General features: G+C 64.6%; 19 protein-coding genes. 10 read left to right on the forward strand and 9 right to left on the reverse strand.

Translation table 11 applies throughout. The features are described from left to right. A partial coding sequence (locus tag J6595_RS16180) for a hypothetical protein (RefSeq protein ID WP_209595623.1) occupies positions 1-273 on the forward strand: 273 nt, incomplete at its 5' end. 445 nt (positions 274-718) lie between these two features. Here the strand turns inward: J6595_RS16180 and J6595_RS16185 are convergent. Further along, the gene (locus tag J6595_RS16185) at positions 719-2,068 is read right to left on the reverse strand and encodes an Nramp family divalent metal transporter (RefSeq protein ID WP_209595624.1); all 1,350 of its coding nucleotides are present in this window, start codon (positions 2,066-2,068) and stop codon (positions 719-721) included. Between the two features lie 325 nt (positions 2,069-2,393). On the opposite strand from J6595_RS16185, the gene J6595_RS16190 reads away from it, so the two are divergent. Together J6595_RS16190 and J6595_RS16195 are read left to right on the forward strand one after the other, a co-directional pair. Then, positions 2,394-2,825 (forward strand): Fur family transcriptional regulator, encoded by a 432-nt coding sequence (locus tag J6595_RS16190; protein WP_209595625.1) that lies wholly within the window; start codon positions 2,394-2,396, stop codon positions 2,823-2,825. Between the two features lie 197 nt (positions 2,826-3,022). After that, positions 3,023-5,137: a catalase gene (locus tag J6595_RS16195; RefSeq protein WP_209595626.1), complete on the forward strand. Its 2,115-nt coding sequence runs from the start codon at positions 3,023-3,025 to the stop codon at positions 5,135-5,137. Between the two features lie 82 nt (positions 5,138-5,219). On the opposite strand, the gene J6595_RS16200 is transcribed toward J6595_RS16195, so the two are convergent. After that, positions 5,220-5,654, reverse strand: a complete 435-nt coding sequence (locus J6595_RS16200; RefSeq protein ID WP_209595627.1) for an OsmC family protein — start codon at positions 5,652-5,654, stop codon at positions 5,220-5,222. A 269-nt stretch (positions 5,655-5,923) separates the two neighbouring features. On the opposite strand from J6595_RS16200, the gene J6595_RS16205 reads away from it, so the two are divergent. The 3 genes from J6595_RS16205 to J6595_RS16215 all read left to right on the forward strand — a co-directional run bounded on the left by J6595_RS16205 (position 5,924) and on the right by J6595_RS16215 (position 8,388). Continuing rightward, positions 5,924-6,877: a tyrosine recombinase XerC gene (locus tag J6595_RS16205; RefSeq protein ID WP_209595628.1), complete on the forward strand. Its 954-nt coding sequence runs from the start codon at positions 5,924-5,926 to the stop codon at positions 6,875-6,877. Between the two features lie 42 nt (positions 6,878-6,919). After that, complete coding sequence (locus J6595_RS16210; protein WP_245198579.1) at positions 6,920-8,110, forward strand: TraB/GumN family protein; 1,191 nt, start codon at positions 6,920-6,922, stop codon at positions 8,108-8,110. Between the two features lie 86 nt (positions 8,111-8,196). Next, positions 8,197-8,388: a hypothetical protein gene (locus tag J6595_RS16215; protein ID WP_209595629.1), complete on the forward strand. Its 192-nt coding sequence runs from the start codon at positions 8,197-8,199 to the stop codon at positions 8,386-8,388. A gap of 404 nt (positions 8,389-8,792) precedes the next feature. Here the strand turns inward: J6595_RS16215 and coaE are convergent, their stop codons facing one another. From coaE to J6595_RS16235, 4 genes are read right to left on the reverse strand one after another with little or no spacing between them, the layout of a single operon-like run. Continuing rightward, positions 8,793-9,374, reverse strand: coding sequence for a dephospho-CoA kinase (gene coaE / locus J6595_RS16220; RefSeq protein WP_209595630.1), 582 nt, complete (start codon positions 9,372-9,374; stop codon positions 8,793-8,795). Beyond that, on the reverse strand, positions 9,371-9,799 hold the full coding sequence (locus J6595_RS16225; RefSeq protein ID WP_209595631.1) for a hypothetical protein: 429 nt from the start codon (positions 9,797-9,799) through the stop codon (positions 9,371-9,373). Before J6595_RS16225 ends, coaE begins: the two co-directional genes overlap by 4 nt. Before the next feature lie 2 nt (positions 9,800-9,801). Continuing rightward, on the reverse strand, positions 9,802-10,779 hold the full coding sequence (locus J6595_RS16230) for a shikimate dehydrogenase (RefSeq protein ID WP_209595632.1): 978 nt from the start codon (positions 10,777-10,779) through the stop codon (positions 9,802-9,804). After that, positions 10,772-11,371 carry a Maf-like protein gene (locus J6595_RS16235; protein ID WP_209595633.1) on the reverse strand — a complete coding sequence of 200 codons (600 nt, stop codon included), beginning with the start codon at positions 11,369-11,371 and terminating at the stop codon, positions 10,772-10,774. The genes J6595_RS16230 and J6595_RS16235 overlap by 8 nt, the downstream gene beginning before the upstream one ends. A 539-nt stretch (positions 11,372-11,910) precedes the next feature. Between J6595_RS16235 and hemE the strand changes: the two genes are divergently transcribed. Further along, on the forward strand, positions 11,911-12,930 hold the full coding sequence (gene hemE, locus J6595_RS16240; RefSeq protein WP_209595634.1) for a uroporphyrinogen decarboxylase: 1,020 nt from the start codon (positions 11,911-11,913) through the stop codon (positions 12,928-12,930). A gap of 200 nt (positions 12,931-13,130) precedes the next feature. Beyond that, positions 13,131-13,634 carry a protoporphyrinogen oxidase HemJ gene (gene hemJ, locus J6595_RS16245; RefSeq protein ID WP_209595635.1) on the forward strand — a complete coding sequence of 168 codons (504 nt, stop codon included), beginning with the start codon at positions 13,131-13,133 and terminating at the stop codon, positions 13,632-13,634. An 84-nt stretch (positions 13,635-13,718) separates the two neighbouring features. Here hemJ and J6595_RS16250 read toward each other — a convergent pair whose 3' ends face one another. The 3 genes from J6595_RS16250 to J6595_RS16260 form a co-directional block, all read right to left on the reverse strand. After that, the gene (locus J6595_RS16250) at positions 13,719-14,231 is read right to left on the reverse strand and encodes a thermonuclease family protein (RefSeq protein ID WP_209595636.1); all 513 of its coding nucleotides are present in this window, start codon (positions 14,229-14,231) and stop codon (positions 13,719-13,721) included. Positions 14,232-14,492: 261 nt separating this feature from the next. Next, the gene (locus J6595_RS16255) at positions 14,493-14,711 is read right to left on the reverse strand and encodes a DUF1674 domain-containing protein (RefSeq protein ID WP_209595772.1); all 219 of its coding nucleotides are present in this window, start codon (positions 14,709-14,711) and stop codon (positions 14,493-14,495) included. Between the two features lie 172 nt (positions 14,712-14,883). Then, positions 14,884-15,159, reverse strand: a complete 276-nt coding sequence (locus J6595_RS16260) for a hypothetical protein (RefSeq protein ID WP_209595637.1) — start codon at positions 15,157-15,159, stop codon at positions 14,884-14,886. Positions 15,160-15,368: 209 nt separating this feature from the next. Between J6595_RS16260 and htpX the strand changes: the two genes are divergently transcribed. Beyond that, positions 15,369-16,454 carry a zinc metalloprotease HtpX gene (gene htpX, locus J6595_RS16265; RefSeq protein ID WP_209595638.1) on the forward strand — a complete coding sequence of 362 codons (1,086 nt, stop codon included), beginning with the start codon at positions 15,369-15,371 and terminating at the stop codon, positions 16,452-16,454. After that, positions 16,451-17,878, forward strand: a complete 1,428-nt coding sequence (locus J6595_RS16270; RefSeq protein WP_209595639.1) for an RsmB/NOP family class I SAM-dependent RNA methyltransferase — start codon at positions 16,451-16,453, stop codon at positions 17,876-17,878. Before htpX ends, J6595_RS16270 begins: the two co-directional genes overlap by 4 nt. Positions 17,879-17,880: the final 2 nt, after the last annotated feature.

Consider the following 17,880-nt stretch of genomic DNA (forward strand, 5'->3'; position numbering starts at 1 on the left):
CTTGGGTCATCCCATAAACTCGACAGAACCGAAAAGGATATCGATCCAGCCAAGCCGCAGAAACAACCGCCGCCCACGCTTCTCTTTCTTGTCTCAACTACCAACAATGTCAAAGAGCACGATCCCAAAGAAGGACCGTCGGGTGAAAAGGCGTTGCCGCATCACCACCCATTTTGCAGTTCTGACCGAAGTCTGAAGAACCTGTTTGACTGCGTTTCGGCTACCTCAGGGACGAACCGTCTGGCTCGCCGGCGGCGCCGCTGCCGTCGATGAGCGGCTTATAGGCCCTTCCCGTTTTCGAAGTCAACGCGTTTTTTTGAAAAAGTTTCAGCCCCCCTCAAACCGGCTGTTTTTGCGCAAAATACCTGGTTTCATGGGGTTCGGGCCGTCATGGACCGGTCATGATGACGAATCGACGTCGAAAATTTTTGGCCGGAGGATTCGATTTTTTCGCCTCGCGGGCGGCTCCGACCGGGCGATCGTCGCCGCCGGGGCTGCGTTTTCGGCCGGACCGGAAGGGAAGGCTAATTTCGGCTTCCGGACCGCACCTGGCTCCCGCGCGAGGCTCCTGCGCCCCAAAAGCCTGTTCTTGACCGATGCGCGAGAGCCCCTCGGTTCATCTTGAACCTACTATGGGCGGGGGAACGGCGAAGACGCCCCGTCGCTCGGCCCCGATGGCCCTCGCGTGTGGAGGCCGGGAACCGGCCCGAGGCGGGCCTCAGAAGCCGCCATGCAGAAAATCCCAGACCAGCTTGGCATTCAGCGCCACGATGACGACGGCGATCACGCTCGTCACGGCGAGGAGCCACAGGGCGGGCATATGCGCGCCCATCTTCCTTTTCTGGGCCGAGAACATCACCAGGGGAATCACCGCGAATGGCAGCTGCAGCGACAAGACCACCTGGCTGAGAACCAGGAGTTCGGCCGCGCCCTTTTCGCCATAGGCGACGATGACCGCGGCCGCGGGGACGATGGCGATGCCTCGCGTGATGAGCCGCCGCACGACGATCGGCAGGCGCAGCTTCAAGAAGCCCTGCATGACGATCTGGCCGGCCAGCGTCGCGGTGACGGTCGAGGAAAGGCCGGAGGCGAGCAGCGCCACGGCAAAGAGGATCGGCGCCAGCGACGAGCCGAGCAGCGGCTGCAGCAGCGCATGGGCATCGGTCAGATCGTCGACCTGGCCGGAGCCCGAGCCGTAAAAGGCGGCGGCGGCCAGAATCAGGATCGAGGCATTGACCAGAAAGGCGAAGCCGAGCGCCGCCGACGAATCGATCGTGGCGTATTTGATCGCCTGCTCACGTCCCGCGTGGTCGAGCTCATAGGCCCGCGTATGGAGGACGCCCGTATGGAGATAGAGATTGTGGGGCATCACCGTCGCGCCGAGAATGCCGAGGGCGAGGTAGAGCATCTGGTTGTTGGTGACGATGTCGGGGGAGGGGATCAGCCCCTCCAGCACCGCCGCGACCGAAGGCTGGGCGAGAATCAGCTGGCCGACGAAGCAGACGGCGATGACGAGGATCATCGAGGCGACGAAGGCTTCCAGCCGGCGAAAGCCTTTCGATTGCAGATAGAGAATCAGGAAGACGTCGAGCGCGGTGACGACGACGCCCCAGACCAGCGGCAGGCCGAAGAGCAGCTGCAGGGCGATGGCCGTGCCGATCACCTCGGCGAGATCCGTCGCGACGATGGCGAGTTCCGCCAGGATCCAGAGCGGGAAGGAGAGCCAGCGGGGAAAATATTCCCGGCACGCTTCGGCGAGATCGAGCCCGCTGGCGATGGCGAATCGGGCGCAGAGCGCCTGCAGGAGGATCGCCATCAGCGAGGACAGAAGCACCGCGGCCAGCAGCGTATAGCCAAATTGCGAGCCGCCGGCGATCGAGGTCGCCCAGTTGCCGGGGTCCATATAGCCGACGGCGACGAGATAGCCGGGGCCGAGAAAACCAATGAAGCGGCGCAAGGGCGAGCCGCCGCGAACGGAAATCGAGCGGTAGGACTGATCCAGTGAGGCCTCCCGCGGGTTCGCGGCAAGGCCTGGCGCCGATTCGATCCGGTCTTCGAAGGCAGCCATCTCTACTTCATCCCCTTTACGCATCGTCGCCATGCCGATTGCGCCGGCCGTGCTGGCCGTGCTGGCCGTGCTAGCCCGCAAGGACCAACATGGCACGTCTTGATAATAATGCAAATCATTTGCAAAAAGAATTCGAGAGGCGATCGCGGCGCCGGGTACCCTCGCTCGCAACGAGGGGAGAGGGCACCCTTCTAGCCGGCCGGCCCGGCGGGGGCCGGTGCGCATGGCCGCGAGGCAGCCGGGCGCGGCCGGCTGTTGCCACGCTCGCCCGAACCGGGCAGGAGGTTTGCCACGAAAGCGTGAACGGGGCAGTGTCGTAAGCACCATGACGGACAGACGGGACAATGGCGGGACCGACGATCTCGAGGCGGCGCTGCGGGGCGCCGGCCTGAGAATCACGCGGCAGCGCCGGGTGATTCTCGCGATTCTCGCCGGCGGCGACGACCATCCCGATGCTCTTGCCCTGTTTCGCCGCGCCGCGCGCCAGGACCCGTCGATCTCCCTGTCGACGGTCTACCGGACGATGAAGGTGCTCGAGGAACGGGGCGCGATCCAGCGCCACACCTTCGAAGGCGGCCCGGCCCGCTTCGAGCCGGCCGACGGCGTGCACCACGACCATCTGATCGACCTCGACAGCGGCGAGGTGATCGAATTTCGCTCCGAGCGGATCGAAAAGCTTCAGGACGAGATCGCCCGCGAGCTCGGCTACGAGATCGTTTCGCACCGGCTGGAGCTTTATGGCCGGCGGCGCAAATGATGAGCTAAGCCGACGCTGCGACGAATTTTCCTTCGCAACGACCCGCCCGCCGGTCCCGACAGGGATGCCGCCTGCGCCCGGCGCAAGCGAAGTCGCGCGACTGCAAATAGCTTCTAAGCTTCCATGACTTTTCGGCGTCTCGACGCGTTGAAGTCCGAGACCGCCGCAAACGTGGCGCGAAAAGCCGGGATCACCTCATGTCAAAAAAGACCAAAGCAGCCAGCGCGCAATCGCGTGGCGAGACACTCCATGCCGGCAATGGTGGCGAAATCCACCAGACCGCCGGTGGCGACGTGCCCGTCATGACCACTCAGGGCGGGATGCCCGTCTCAGACGACCAGAACTCGCTGAAAGCCGGGGCGCGCGGGCCGACGCTTCTGGAAGACCAGCATTTTCGCGAGAAGATCTTCCACTTCGACCACGAGCGCATCCCCGAGCGGGTGGTCCATGCCCGCGGCTACGGCGCCCACGGCGTCTTCGAGACCTACGAAACGCTCGCCGACATCACCAAGGCCGATCTGTTCCAGCGGGCCGGCGAGAAGACCGAGATGTTCGTCCGCTTCTCGACCGTCGCCGGCAACAAGGGATCGGGCGATCTCGCCCGCGACGTTCGCGGCTTTGCCACGCGCTTTTACACCAAGGAGGGCAACTGGGATCTCGTCGGCAACAACATCCCGGTGTTCTTCATCCAGGATGCCATCAAGTTTCCCGACCTCATCCATGCCGCCAAGGCCGAGCCCGATCGCGGCTTTCCGCAGGCACAGACCGCCCATGACAACTTCTGGGACTTCATCTCGCTGACGCCGGAAGCCATGAACATGGCACTGTGGATCATGTCCGACCGGACGATCCCGCGCTCCTTCCGCTTCATGGAAGGCTTCGGCGTCCACACCTTTCGGATGATCAATGCCGAAGGCAAGTCGACCTTCGTCAAGTTCCACTGGAAGCCCAAGCAGGGCCTGCAGTCGGTGGTCTGGAACGAGGCCCTGAAGCTCAACGGCGCCGATCCGGATTTCCATCGCCGCGATCTGTGGGACGCGATCAAGGCCGGCGACTATCCCGAATGGGAACTCGGCCTGCAGCTGTTCGACGAGAAATTCGCCGAAGAGTTCGAATTCGACGTCCTCGATGCGACCAAGATCATTCCCGAAGAGCAGGTGCCGATCCGCATCGTCGGCAAAATGACGCTCGATCGCTGCGTCGAGAATTTCTTCCAGGAAACCGAGCAGGTCGCCTTCCAGACCGGCAACGTCGTGCCCGGGATCGACTTCTCCAACGATCCGCTGCTGCAGGGGCGCAACTTTTCCTATCTCGACACCCAGCTGAAGCGCCTCGGCGGCCCGAACTTCACCCATATCCCGGTCAACGCGCCGCGCTGTCCCGTCCATAGCTTCCAGCAGGACGGCCACATGTCGATGCGCAATCCGAGGGGACGGGCCAATTACGAGCCGAACTCCTGGGGCGGCGAAAAGGGCGGTCCGCGCGAGGCGCCGGAAGCCGGGTTCTCGAGCTATCCCGAGGAGATCTCCGGCCAGAAGGCGCGCGTCCGCTCCGAGACCTTTGCCGACCATTACAGCCAGGCACGGCAGTTCTACCTGTCGCAGACCGAAACCGAGCAGACCCACATCGGCAACGCCTTCGTCTTCGAGCTGTCAAAGGTCGAGACCATGGCGATCCGGTCGAACGTCGTCGCCCATCTGCGCAATGTCGACGAGGATCTGGCGAAAACCGTTGCCGACGGTCTGAGGTTGCAGGAAATGCCGGCGGCCGCGAAGGCGGCGCGTCCCACCATCATGGATCTCGCCAAGTCCGACAAGTTGTCGATCATCCTCAACGGGCCGGACAGCTTCAAGGGCCGCAAGATCGGCATCCTCGTCAGCGACGGCGTCGATACCGCGCTCCTCGACGGGCTGAAGGCGGCGATCGCGGCGGAAGGAGCGATGATGGAAATCGTGGCGCCGATGGTCGGCGGCGTGACGACCAGCGACGGCGGCTTCGTCGAAGCCAAGCAGAAGATCGATGGCGGCCCCTCGATGCTCTACGACGCAGTGGCGGTTCTGGTCTCGAAAGACGGGGCAACGCTTCTGTCGAAGGAAGCGACGGCGAAGGACTTCGTCACCGACGCCTTTGCCCACTGCAAGTTCATCGCCTACTCGCCCGAAGCCATGACGCTGTTCGAAAAGGCCGGGATCAAGGACGATCTCGACGAGGGCTGCATTTCGATGTCCTCGGCAAAGGAGGCCAAGGCCTTCATCGCGCAATGCCGAAAGTTGCGCCACTGGCCACGGGAGACGATGGTCGACGTGGTCTGATCCGGAAACGGCGACACGCTCTCTTGAAAATCGCCCCGCATGGTCAAAAGCCATGCGGGGCGATTTGCATTGATGTCTGCGCTCAGACCAGCTTGGCGTCGAGGGTGACCTCGATGGCGGCAAGCGCCTTCGACAGCGGACAGCTTTCCTTGGCCTTGTTGGCAAGCGCCTCGAAGGCCGAGGCCTCGATGCCGGGGACCTTCGCCTCGAGGGTGAGCGCGCTCTTCTTGATGGCGAAGCCTTCGCCCTCCTGCTCGACGCTGACGACAGACCTGGCGTTCAGCTCGTCGGCCGGCGTGCCGTTCTCGGCGAGCATGTGGGACAGCTGCATGGCGAAGCAGCCGGCATGGGCCGCGGCCAAGAGCTCTTCGGGGTTGGTGCCCGACTTGCCGCTCTCGTCCTCGAATCTGGCCTTGAAGGAATAGCCGTGGTCGCTGAGGGCGCCGGACTGGGTGGTGATGGCGCCGGTTCCATCGGCAAGGGCGCCCTTCCAGATCGCGGTTGCATGACGTTTCATATGATTGTCTCCGTCGTTTCGTTGAAACAGGATCGGGGCGAGCGTCCGGTCTCTCCTTGAAAGAGACTGTCCCGCCCGAAGCCCGATGATGGTGACCCATTTGGTGCATGCGTGAACCAAATCGAGGCCACGGGTCCCGGCCGTTCATGGGAAAGACTCTTTTGAGATGTCGATGGTTTCATGCCCATCACCGGATATCGCGCGAAAACCCGGAGCGATTCGCCCGAATCGGGCGGGTCCTGCGGCTTGAACCATCGAGGTCTGCGACAATGAGCGGCACCATTCTCGTCCATGCGAGCCGGGACCTCCTCGAAGAAAAGGCCGCCTGGCTGGCGACGCTTCAAAACGAGCGCAATGCCAGCCCTCACACCATTGCCTCCTACGAACGCGATCTTCGCCAGTTTCTGGTGTTCCTCACCGACTATCATGCGCGGCCGGCGACGATCGCCGATCTGGCCGACCTCAAGACCACCGACCTGCGGGCGTTTCTCGCCGGACGGCGGCGCGACGGGGCGGGTGCCCGCTCGCTCGGGCGCAATCTTTCCGGCGTTCGCGCCTTTCTGAAGCATCTGGAAAAGAAGGGCCTCGCCTCGACCGCCGGAGCGCGAGCGATGCGCGCGCCCAAGGCTGCCAGATCGCTGCCCCGGCCGCTCGCCGTCAACGACGCGCTGGAAGTCGCCGAGGAGGCCGGCAGCTTCGCGCTGGAGCCCTGGATCGCCGCCCGCGACGTCGCCGTCCTGACGCTTCTTTACGGCTGCGGCCTGCGCATTTCCGAGGCGCTGAGCCTTCCCGGCGATGCGCTTTGCGACGAAGCCGCCCGCTCGATGCCGATTTTGGGCAAAGGCGGCAAGACGCGGATCGTGCCGCTGCTGCCGGCGGTGCTGCAGGCGGTCGGCGAATATCGCCGGCTTTGTCCCTTTGCGCTCTCGCCGCAGGAGCCGCTGTTTCGCGGCGCAAGGGGCGGGCCACTGAGGCCGCAGATCGTCCAGCGGGGGATGGCGCGTCTGCGCGGAGCGCTCGGGCTTCCCGCTTCCGCAACGCCCCATGCGCTGCGCCATTCCTTCGCCACCCATCTGCTTTCGGCCGGCGGCGATCTTCGCACCATCCAGGATCTCCTCGGCCATGCAAGCCTGTCGACGACGCAGAACTATACGGCGGTCGACGCCGGCCGGCTGATGTCCATCTATCGCGATGCCCATCCGCGCGCCCGCCGCCGCGGCTGAGACGATCCTCGCCAAAGGCGACGCGGCAAAAGGAGCATCAACTTGATCAAGACCCTGACGGCCTTCTTCCGCCGCCATTCTGCAAACCGCCGCCCTCGCATCGACCGCCTGCCAGTCCTTGCAGTTCTTGCCGCTTTGTCCTTCGCGCCGACGGCAGCGATCGCCGCCGAAACGACCTGCCGGGGCGAAAGCCTCATGCCCGCCCTGTCGCAGAGCGGCGCGATGGCATCGGTCGAGGCGAAGGCCGCCAAGGTCTCGAACGGTGAGGGACGGTTCTTCAGGATCGAGAAAGCCGGCCTCGCGCCCTCCTATCTTCTCGGCACCATGCATCTGGGAGATCCGCGTCTCCTGGCCTTGCCCGAGCCGATCGATCGCGCCTTCGAAGACAGCCAACGTCTCGTCATCGAGACGACGGACGTTCTCGATCCGATGAAAATGGCCGGCGCGATGTTTGCCGATCCGGCGCTGACGACGCTTCCAAAGGGCCAGACCCTCGGCGATTTTCTCAAACCCGCCGACAGGCAGAAGCTCGCCCGGATGCTCGATGCCAAGGGCGTGCCGCTCCAGGCGGTCGAGCGGCTGCAGCCCTGGTTCCTGTCGTCCGGTTTCATGCTGCCCGCCTGCATGGCCAAGACATCCGGCGGGATGCCCATCGTCCTCGACACCAGCCTGGCTGCACGGGCGAAGGCAGCCGGCATCCCTGTCGAAGGTCTGGAAACGGCGAGCGAGCAGCTGCGCAGCATGGCGGCGATCCCGATGAAGGAGCAGATCGACGGTTTCGTCGCGCTGCTTTCGGCCGAGGATCGCCTCGACGACATCTTCGAGACGATGATCGACCTTTATCTTCGCGAACACGTCTCGACGATCATGCCGGCGATCGAGGCGGCCGTGCCCGACGGCGGCATGATGGTCGGCGCCGGCGAGGGCTATGCGGCCTTCGAGGAGAAGGTGATCACCGAGCGCAACCTGCGCATGGCGGACAGGCTGGAGCCGTTTTTGAGCAAGGGCGGCAGTTTCGTCGCCGTCGGAGCGTTGCATCTGCCGGGCGAAAAGGGCCTCGTCGCCCTGCTGCGGGCACGCGGATATCGCCTCGTCCGGGTCCCGGCGCCCGTCGGCGCAGCGCCTGCCCGGCCGCACCTCGATGACGCGGAAGCCGCGCAATCGGGCGCACCATCCCGCCCCGAACCGGCCGGAGCCCCAAGGGAGAGCGACGCCGACGACACCAAGAAGTGATTCCGCCGTGTGGTTGTGCCGCTTGCGCGGCAGGGTTTGTCGGTTAGCATTCAGACCATCGAAACCGCAGACGGAGAATGCGACTCATGAAAGTCTTTCTCGCCGCGACGGCGGCCACCGGCCTCGTCCTCGCCAGCGCTTCCGGCGCTCTTGCCTGCAGCTTCAAGAAGGACGTCACGGCCGAAGCGCCGATGACGCCGATCGTCACCGCCGACCAGTCGACCGGCGACGTCACGCCCGCGCCGACTGCTCCGGTGATCGACCAGAAGAAGGGCTGAGCCTTTCGACGCGCCGGGTCCGTTACGGCATCGGCCCGAAATCGGGATCGATTTCTGGAAAAGCACGATGCGGTGATTGAAGATGTCAGAGCGTCCTTTGTGCGTCCGTTTGGACGCACAACACGATCATCGAGGGCCGGCCACGGCTTGATCGGGAAGCCGCATCATTCGACGCTTCGTCATTCTCGGGCTCCGTCCCGAGAATCCAGAAACGCTTGACACAACAGAAGCTTCATCGGCGCACTGGATGCTCGGGACGGGGCCCGAGCATGACGAGCGCGATAAAAGCGGACGCCCAATCCCGGAGTGCCAGGCACTCGATACGCGCTGTAAGACGAGAATGTCGCGCACGCTGGCGTCCGTTCGGACGCACGGCCCTCTCATGACGGGTCCCGGCCGTCACTTCACTTCAGGATTTTTTCCAAGATCGCCGCAACCTGGCGCCGGGCGTCTTCGATCCCGGTCGAGCTATCGACGACGAAGTCCGCGCGGGCGCGCTTTTCCGCGTCCGGCATCTGTTTGGCGAGGATCGCCTGAAATTTTTCCGCGCTCATGCCCGTTCGCGCGAGCACGCGCTCCGTCTGGACCGCGAAGGGCGCCGATACGACGACGACTAGGTCGCAGCGCGCTTGCGCCCCCGTCTCGAAGAGCAGCGGAATGTCGAGAATGGCGGCTGGCGCCCCGGCTTTTTCCGACCCTTGAATGAAATCTCGCTCCGCCGCGTGCACCAGCGGGTGGACGATCGCTTCCAGCCTTTCCATCGCCGCCTTGTTCCCGACGACCCGCTCGGACAACAGGGCCCGATCGACCGAACCCTCCCGCACCGTGCCGGGAAAAGCCGCCTCGATCGCGGGCACAGCCTCGCCCGAATAAAGCGCGTGCACGGCTTCGTCCGCCGAATGGACCGGCAGCCCCGCTTCGGCGAAAAGCGCGGCGGTGGTCGACTTGCCCATGCCGATCGATCCGGTCAGACCGACGATGATCATCGCAGCGAGACCTCCTCGTCATTGACGACGAGCGCGATCAGCCACTGGCCGGAGAGATCGTTGCGGCGAAGGGCATAGCGACAGGTGAACATCGCCGCCACCTCGCCGTCGCGCCGCTCCTGCGTCCAGGACAGGACCACGAAGGCGGCGTTGCCGGATGGAACCGCCTCGAGAAGGACGAAGTCGGACCGGGCGATCTCCTCACTGTCGAAGACCCCGAACAAGGCGACGACGTTCTCGGCCATCTCGTTGGCATCGGCAAAGACCGTGCCCCTGCCATGCTGCCAGATCGTCACCGGATAGGCGAAACAATCCACCACCTTGTCGACGTCGCCGTCTTCGAAACCTTCCGAATAGCGCTGGAAAAGACCTTCGACCGCCAGATGGAAGCCGGATGGTCTCTCGTCATCCACGTCCTGCCTCATCCTCAGCGTCCGCTTTCGATATCGGCGACGAGCTTTTCGCGCAAAGCATCGGAAACACTCGGCCGCTGGCCGAACCAGCGCTCGAAGCCGGGCACCGCCTGATGCAGAAGCATGCCGAGGCCGTCGGCAAAGGCGAGCCCGCGCGCCTCGGCCGCTTTCAGGAGAGGCGTCATCAGCGGCGAATAGACGATGTCGGTGACGAGCGCGTGGTCGGGAAGAGCGCCGAGGTCGGGCAGCCTTTCAGGGAACCAGTCGGGGGTCTCGTCATCGGCGTCCCTTTCGGGGATCGGCGCGGTGTTGACGAGGAGATCGGCGCGGGCAAGGAGCGCCGCTCTCGCCTCCTCGCCATGGCCGAAGATGCGCCCGGCAAACTGCGTCTCGAACCGCGCGGCGAGCTCTTCCGCCCGCGACGGGGTCCGGTTGACGATCTCCACCCGTTTCACGCCTCTCGACAACAAAGCGTGGACGACCGCGCGGGCAGCACCCCCAGCCCCGAGGACGACCGCCGTCTCGGCTTCTGTCCAGCCCTTGAGCCGCTCATCGAGATTGGCCGCGAACCCATAGGCATCCGTGTTGCCACCGACGAGGCTCTGCCCCTCGAACCACAGCGTGTTGACGGCGCCGATCGCCTCGGCGTCGCCGTCCCGCCGCTCGACGGCGCGAAAGGCCGCGACCTTGTGGGGAATGGTCACATTGCCGCCGACGTAACCCTGTTCGCCGAGCGTTGCGAAAAACGCGTCGATCTCTTCGGGCGGAACACCCATGCGGCCATAGGAGCCGGGAAGGCCGAGCTCCTTCAGCCAGGTGCCGTGGATGAGGGGCGAGCGTGAATGCCAGACCGGCCAGCCGGTGATGAAGGCGCGTTGCCCTTCCCTCTCCGCCGGCCGGCTGGCGGGATCGAAGATCGAGCCCTCGCCGCGCGGGCGGTCGGCGCCGCTCACATAAGGAGACGGCGTCCAGTCATCGTCCCTTTCAGCCATCGATCTCCCCCCTTGCCCGCAATTCCTTCAAGAGCGGCAGGATGGGCAATCCGATGATCGTGGTGAAATCACCGTCGATCGCCTCCATCAGCTGCACGCCCTCCCGTTCGATCTGATAGGCGCCGACACTCGTCAGGGCTCTCGCGCCGACCGAGGCGAGGTAGCGCCCGATGAAGCCGGGATCGAGTTCACGCATGGTCAGTCTCGCGACGGCGACATGCTGCCAGGTCACGACGCCGTTCTCGACGAGGACGACCGCACTGTTGAGTGTATGGGTCCTGCCGGACAAGGCGAGCAGCGTGCGCCGCGCTTCCTCCATCGTCGGCGGCTTGTGAAAGACGCGATCGCCGAGCGCCAGCGTCTGGTCGGCGCCGATCACGATCTCGCCGGGATGGTTCTGCGAAACATCGGTCGCCTTCGCCTCGGCCAGAACGGCGGCGACATCCTCCGGCGTCGCGCCGCTATCAAGAAGCGGCGCCTCGATCGCCCGCTCGTCGAGCTCGGACGGTCGCACGGTGAAATCGACACCGGCATTCTTCAAAAGCTCGCGGCGATGGACGCTGCCGGATGCGAGCACGATACCTTTGGGCATGGATCGGTACCTTTTTAGTGAAATCTTCACGATTCGGGATGCTTGATAGCCCCGTGACAGGGAAGACCCAAGGGGCGGGATTCGATTCTCCTTCCCGTGGCAAGCCAAAGCTTACGGAACGCACGGGATTCTCGGCGGCCTGTGGGAAGCCTGGTGTAAACCGATGGGTTTGCCGGCAGGGCTTTGTGTCCCTGTTCATCAAACCGTCACCTGTCCACAATCTCTCATCGATTTCGCCTTGTGAGCGGCGCCAGGCGAATCTGTGGCAAAGCCCCGTCAAGCCATCTTGCGAAATCAACGACCGGTCGACATCGGCGCCGGCCAAGCCATGATCGGCAAGCCCTTTTGATCATTTGCCGAATCCCGCGCCTCCCCGAACTTCACACCGCCCGGTGAAAGAGCGTTTCCCCGCCCTTGCGTCAAAGCCGTCGATGATCGGTCAAAATTGGCGCTCGGTGTGAATCCCGGCTATCCACCGACTCTAAGAATCATCAAATCTCTTTAAGATGGATTCTTTTAAGATTGGGAGATCGCTGCCTATGGAAGAGAAAAAGCTCCTGAGGGTGCTCGCCGGGGAAACGGTCTATCCCCCTCCGGTCTGGCTGATGCGCCAGGCGGGGCGTTATCTTCCAGAATATCGCGAGACCCGGGCAAAGGCCGGCGGCTTTCTCGATCTTTGCTACGATCCCGATTTTGCCACCGAGGTAACTCTGCAGCCGATCCGTCGCTTCGGCTTCGATGCGGCGATCCTGTTCTCCGACATTCTCGTGATCCCCGATGCTCTCGATCGCGGGCTCCATTTCGTCACCGGCGAGGGACCGAAACTGACGCCGATCCGCGAAGACGAGATCGCAGGCCTCGACCCAAGCCGGGGTGAAACTCATCTGGCGCCCGTAATCGCGACGGTCGCGAGGCTGCGGGACGAGCTGCCCGCCGAAACGACGCTGATCGGCTTTTGCGGTGCGCCCTGGACGGTCGCCACCTACATGATCGCCGGCCACGGCACGCCCGACCAGGCGCCGGCGCGGCTGTTCGGCTATCGCCATCCCGAGGCGATGGAAAAGCTTCTGTACCTCCTCGCCGAGATGAGCGCCGACTACCTGATCCGCCAGCTGACGGCCGGAGCGGACTGCGTCCAGATCTTCGATTCCTGGGCCGGTGTCCTCGATGAGGCGAGCTTCGAGGCCTATGCGATCGGGCCGGTGCGCCGGATGGTCGAAAAGGTGCGGGCCGCAAAGCCCGACGCCAAGATCATCGGTTTTGCCAAGGGTGCCGGGGCATTTCTGTCGACCTACCGGGAAAAGACCGGCATCGACGCGGTCGGACTTGACTGGCAGGTGCCGATGGATTTCGCCAAGGGTCTCCAGGCAAAGGGCGCCGTCCAGGGCAATCTCGATCCTTTGCGCCTGATCGCCGGCGGAAGGGCCCTGGAAGAGGGCGTCGACCGGATCCTCGAAAATCTCGGGCAAGGCCCGCTGATCTTCAATCTCGGCCACGGCATCACCCCCGACGCGCCGATCGCCCATGTCGAGGCGCTGTTGAAGCGGGTGCGGGCATAAGCCGGCGTAAGGCTCGCCAACAGCTTTCCCACAGGGGTATCTGTATGAGCGGGGTTTCGGCCGGCAACCGCTTTCGGTGAATTGACTCCGCACCTTCAAGCGAGTCACCAACGGGCCATCGCGAAAGGCGGGCGACTCGGCAGACCGGCCGCCCGCCGCCGCGGTGAAGCCGCCGCCCGAGAGGTTTGCCCAAGGCCCCGATGAAAAACGCGCTGATCGCCCTTGCCATCACTGTTCTTGCCGCGTTGCTGATGTTTCTCGTCTTGCCCGATGCGGCGTATCTGTGGGTGAAGTCGGTGCATGTCTTCGCGGTCATCGCCTGGATGGCCGGGATGCTCTATCTGCCGCGGCTTTTCGTCTATCACGCCGATGCCGAAATCGGCTCGGTCCAGTCGCAGACCTTCAAGGTGATGGAACGCCGGCTTCTCAAGGGGATCATGAACCCTTCGATGATCGCCACCTGGGTCGCGGGCATATGGCTCGCCGTTTCGGGGGGATGGCTCGCCAGCGGCGACGTCTGGATCCAGCTCAAGATCCTGCTCGTTCTCGCCATGTCCGCCATCCACGGCATGCTTTCGGCGGCGACCCGCCGCTTTGCCGAGGACCGCAACGAGAGATCGGCGCGCAGCTGGCGCATGCTCAACGAGGTGCCGGCAGTCTTGTTGATCGGGATCATCATTCTGGTGGTGGTAAAGCCGTTTTAAGCGCTTTTTGCGCTCAGCAAGCCGGGCCCCCATGAGGCTTGCTCCGCGGCGGCCAAGCGGCAAGGCCAGTCTCTGACACGCGGCTCATCGCCCTGCGAGCGCGACGTCAGATGTTCGCGAGCTGCCCATATTGCTGCGAAGGTTTCCGTCACCACACCAGTTGCGGCGCTTGCCGCCGCCATAGGGCGCGACGAGGCCTTCCTTCAACAGCGTCTTGCCGAGGTCCCGGTTGCCATCGACCGACAGTTTGGCGAGGACGCGGCCGAAATACTTGTCGCCGGAAATGTCGCTGAGAAAGACCCTGTCCTGGCCGACAAGCTCTTTCAGCCGGGCCGTCGCTCTGGCTGCGGCCGCTTTTTCGCCGTCGCATTTGCCGCGTTTTTCCGGCGCGTCGATGCCGCGCAGGCGCACGGCAACGTGAACACTCTGCATCGGCCAGACGAAGGCCTCGACCTCGACCGTGTCCCCATCGCGCACCTTCACCACTTTCGCCAGAACCGGTCCGGCGATCTCGCGCTCATAGGGCTTGTCGCCAGCCTGGGCACCGCCCGCAGCGATAATACAGCCTATGAGGGAAAGACACGCGAACGCGCGCATGGGGTCGATGCTCCAGATATGAACATCTTCCTATGTATGAATTATGCCTCGATTCGGCAAGGGGGGGTCGCGGGCACGGTCGCTGCGGCGGTCGGCTTCACCAGCGCTGACATTGAGACGGTGAAATCCTGATCCGCAGATTGGCTGAACGCTACGACTGCGGCTGCCATATTGAATCGTCAAGAGGGACGCGGCTCGGATCCACGAGAGCTAGGACGATGCACCTACACGCATAAGTTTATACCGCCTTATCAATCGCCTTCAAAAGTCCGAGATGATGCCGTTTTTTTCCCAGTCGCCGTAGCGGATCGGCTCCGGTCCGTCGCGGCCGGCGATTTCCTTGGGCAGGTCGCCGGGATGAACCTTCTCCGCTTCGCGTTTCTTGCGCCGCTCCTCCGCCTCGGCGAGGGCGCGCTGGGCGGCCGGCGTCAGGTTCCGGCGTATCTCGCCCTTCGCCGGCTGTTCGGAGGAAAGCCGCATGGCGGCGAGCGCTGGATCTGCGGCGTCTGCCGCATCGGCCCTCTTGTTTCGATCGTCACTCATCGCGTGTCCCATCCCGTATTGCCGATTCACACAGCCCACACATAGAACCTCGAGGCCTCGGTCCAAAGGGGGGGACGGAATGCTACGGGCCAGGGCCCGGCCGCGGGCGTCAGCCTTCAAGCTCGCCCCAGGCCGGATCCCACTCGACGCCGACTTCCATCTTCACCAGAACCTCGGTGTCTCCGAGCATCTCGCGATGGTTCTCGACCGTGCGAAAGGCCTCTTCGGGGTCCATTTCCTCGCTGGGAAAGATGGTCGGCTCGGCGGTGTCGCCGGTGTCCTTGTGAGCGATGATCATCGCTTTGACCATGTCGCCCTCGTTCAGGAGCTGTACGACGATCTGCCCTTCGTCGCGTTCGCCCTCGAGCCGTCGATATCGTGCCATTCCGATTTCTCCATGCGTTCAATGGATGAGCTTTGAGCTAAACATCGGTCGGCTCTGAAGGCTCCGGACTTGACGCGGAAAATCCTCGCGCCGGCCAGCGGCCTCGCGGGCATGGCGGTTCGAACTTGAAGAGGACGCCCGAACCCCCCAGATTTGCGGCGATCGGGCGGTACAATGCCCTTGTTGGATCTCCTGGTGCGAGGCACCCCATGAACATGATCAAGACGGCGATGCTGATCGCCTTTCTCACCGCGCTCTTCATGGGCGTCGGTCTTCTGATCGGCGGCCGGGGCGGCATGATGATCGCGCTGGTCATCGCGCTCGGCATGAACCTCTTGGCCTATTGGAACGGCGACAAGATGGTTCTGAAGATGTATGGCGCGCACCAGGTCGATCGGCGCTCGGCGCCGGAATTCTACGGGATCGTGGAGGCGCTGGCGGCCAGAGCCGGCCTGCCCATGCCCCGCGTCTTCGTCATCGACAGCGAGCAGCCCAACGCCTTTGCCACCGGCCGCAATCCCGACAACGCAGCCGTTGCGGCAAGTGTCGGGCTCCTGCAAAGCCTGTCGCAGGAAGAGGTCGCGGCCGTCATGGCTCACGAGCTCGCCCATGTCGAGCACCGCGACACGCTGACCATGACGATCACCGCGACGCTGGCCGGCGCGATTTCCATGCTGGCCAATTTCGGCTTCTTCTTCGGCGGCGGCCGGGGTAACAACAGCCCCTTCGGATTCGTCGGCGTCATCGTCGCGATGATCGTCGCGCCGCTCGCGGCGATGATGGTGCAGATGGCCGTGAGCCGTACGCGCGAATACGAAGCCGACCGGCGCGGCGCGGAAATCTGCGGCGAGCCGATGTGGCTCGCCTCGGCTCTCGGCAAGATCGCCGGGTCCTCCCGCCGCATTCCCAATCGCGGCGCCGAACGCAATCCCGCGACGGCGCATATGTTCATCATCAATCCCTTGAGTGGCCAACGCATGGACAGCCTGTTTTCGACCCACCCCGCGACCGAAAACCGGATCGCGGCGCTGCGCCAGCTGGCGGCGGAGATGGGCGCCAGAGGCGGCTCTGTCGGCGTCGATGCGCATGGCCGGCTCGGCGCTGGCGGCCACGAGAGCGACGGGCCGTGGGGGCAATCGTCGCGGCGCGACACGCGCAGCGGCACCGGCAGGGTCGGCCCCTTCGACGGCCGGGCCTACGATCCGCAAAAGGACGATGATGAGCCCGGCGAGCGCGGTCCGTGGGGTCGCGGCGGGTCTTCGCACAAGGGCTCCAATCGCGGGCCCTGGGGTTGAGCGCCCGGGAAGGGGGGGCCGGCGGCAGCACGGCGCGGTCACAGCGCCCGCAGCGCAGCGGCGGCAGGCGCGGCCCGGCAGGCCGCGTCGAGGCTTCCGGCGACGATCGCCCCGGCCTGAAAGCCCGGCAGGTGGCGGCGCGGCTGCTTGCGGCCGTCATCGACAAGAAGACCTCTCTCGACGGCCTCACCGACCCTTCCAACGGCCACCCGCATCTCAGACAGCTGGAACCGCGAGACCAGGCGCTGGTCAAAGCGATCCTTACCTCGGCCCTGCGGTTTCGCGGCTCGATCGACCGGGAAATCACTGTCCGGCTCGATCGCCCCCTGCCGCCCAACGCCTCGTCGCTGCGCCATATCCTGCATGTCGGGGCGGCGCAGATCCTGTGCCTCGACGTGCCGGTCTCGGCGGCCGTCGATCTCGCCGTCGCCAGCGCCTCCGGCGATCCGCGGGCCCAAAGGTTCTCCGGGCTCGTCAATGCGGTTCTCAGGCGGATCGCCCGCGAAGCGACGCGGCTTCCGGACGCAAGCGCCGATCCGCGGGAAAACTGTCCGGACTGGCTGTGGAGCCGTCTGGTGTCGCAGTTCGGCGCGGAGCGGGCGCTCTCGATCGCGCGCACCCATCTGTCACGCGCGCCGATCGATCTGACGGTGAAATCGGACGCTGCCGGCTGGGCCGACCGGCTCGGCGGCCGCGTTCTCGGGGCGGCGAGCGCAACAGGCACCGTGCGGCTTTCCGATTTCGAGGGCTCTGTCACGGGGCTCGAAGGCTACGACGCGGGCGAATGGTGGGTGCAGGACGTCGCCGCGGCGCTGCCCGTTCGGCTTCTCGGCGACATTTCGGGCAAGCGCGTCGCCGATCTGTGTGCCGCGCCGGGCGGCAAGACCGCGCAACTGGCGGCTGGCGGGGCAAATGTGACGGCGCTCGACCAGTCGTCCTCGCGGATGAAGCGCTTGGCGGAAAATCTCGAGAGGCTGCAATTTTCGGCCGAGACGGTGGTCGGCGATCTCATGGACTTTCAGCCGGAGACCGCTTTCGATGCGGTGCTTCTGGACGCGCCATGCTCCTCGACGGGCACGATCCGCCGCCATCCCGACGTCCTTTACACCAAGGATGACGGCGAGGTCGAAAAGCTCGCCGCCTTGCAGCTGCGCCTGCTTCTGGCCGCTGCCGAGCGCGTCTCGCCGGGCGGGCTCCTCGTCTTCGCCAATTGTTCGATCGACGCCCGCGAGGGGGAAGACGTCGCAAGTGCCTTCCTGTCAAAGCGGCCCGATTACGGGCTGATGCCGGTCGATCGACAAGAACTTCCAGGCTTCGAATTCGCCGTTTCCAGCGCCGGGCATCTTCGCACGACACCCGACATGCTGGAGGACGGCGGCCTCGACGGCTTTTTTGCCGCAAGGTTCAAACGAAAAACAGCTTGATC

The sequence above is a fragment of the Jiella mangrovi genome (genome assembly GCF_017815135.1).
In the GTDB taxonomy this organism is placed as follows: Bacteria; Pseudomonadota; Alphaproteobacteria; order Rhizobiales; family Rhizobiaceae; genus Jiella; species Jiella mangrovi.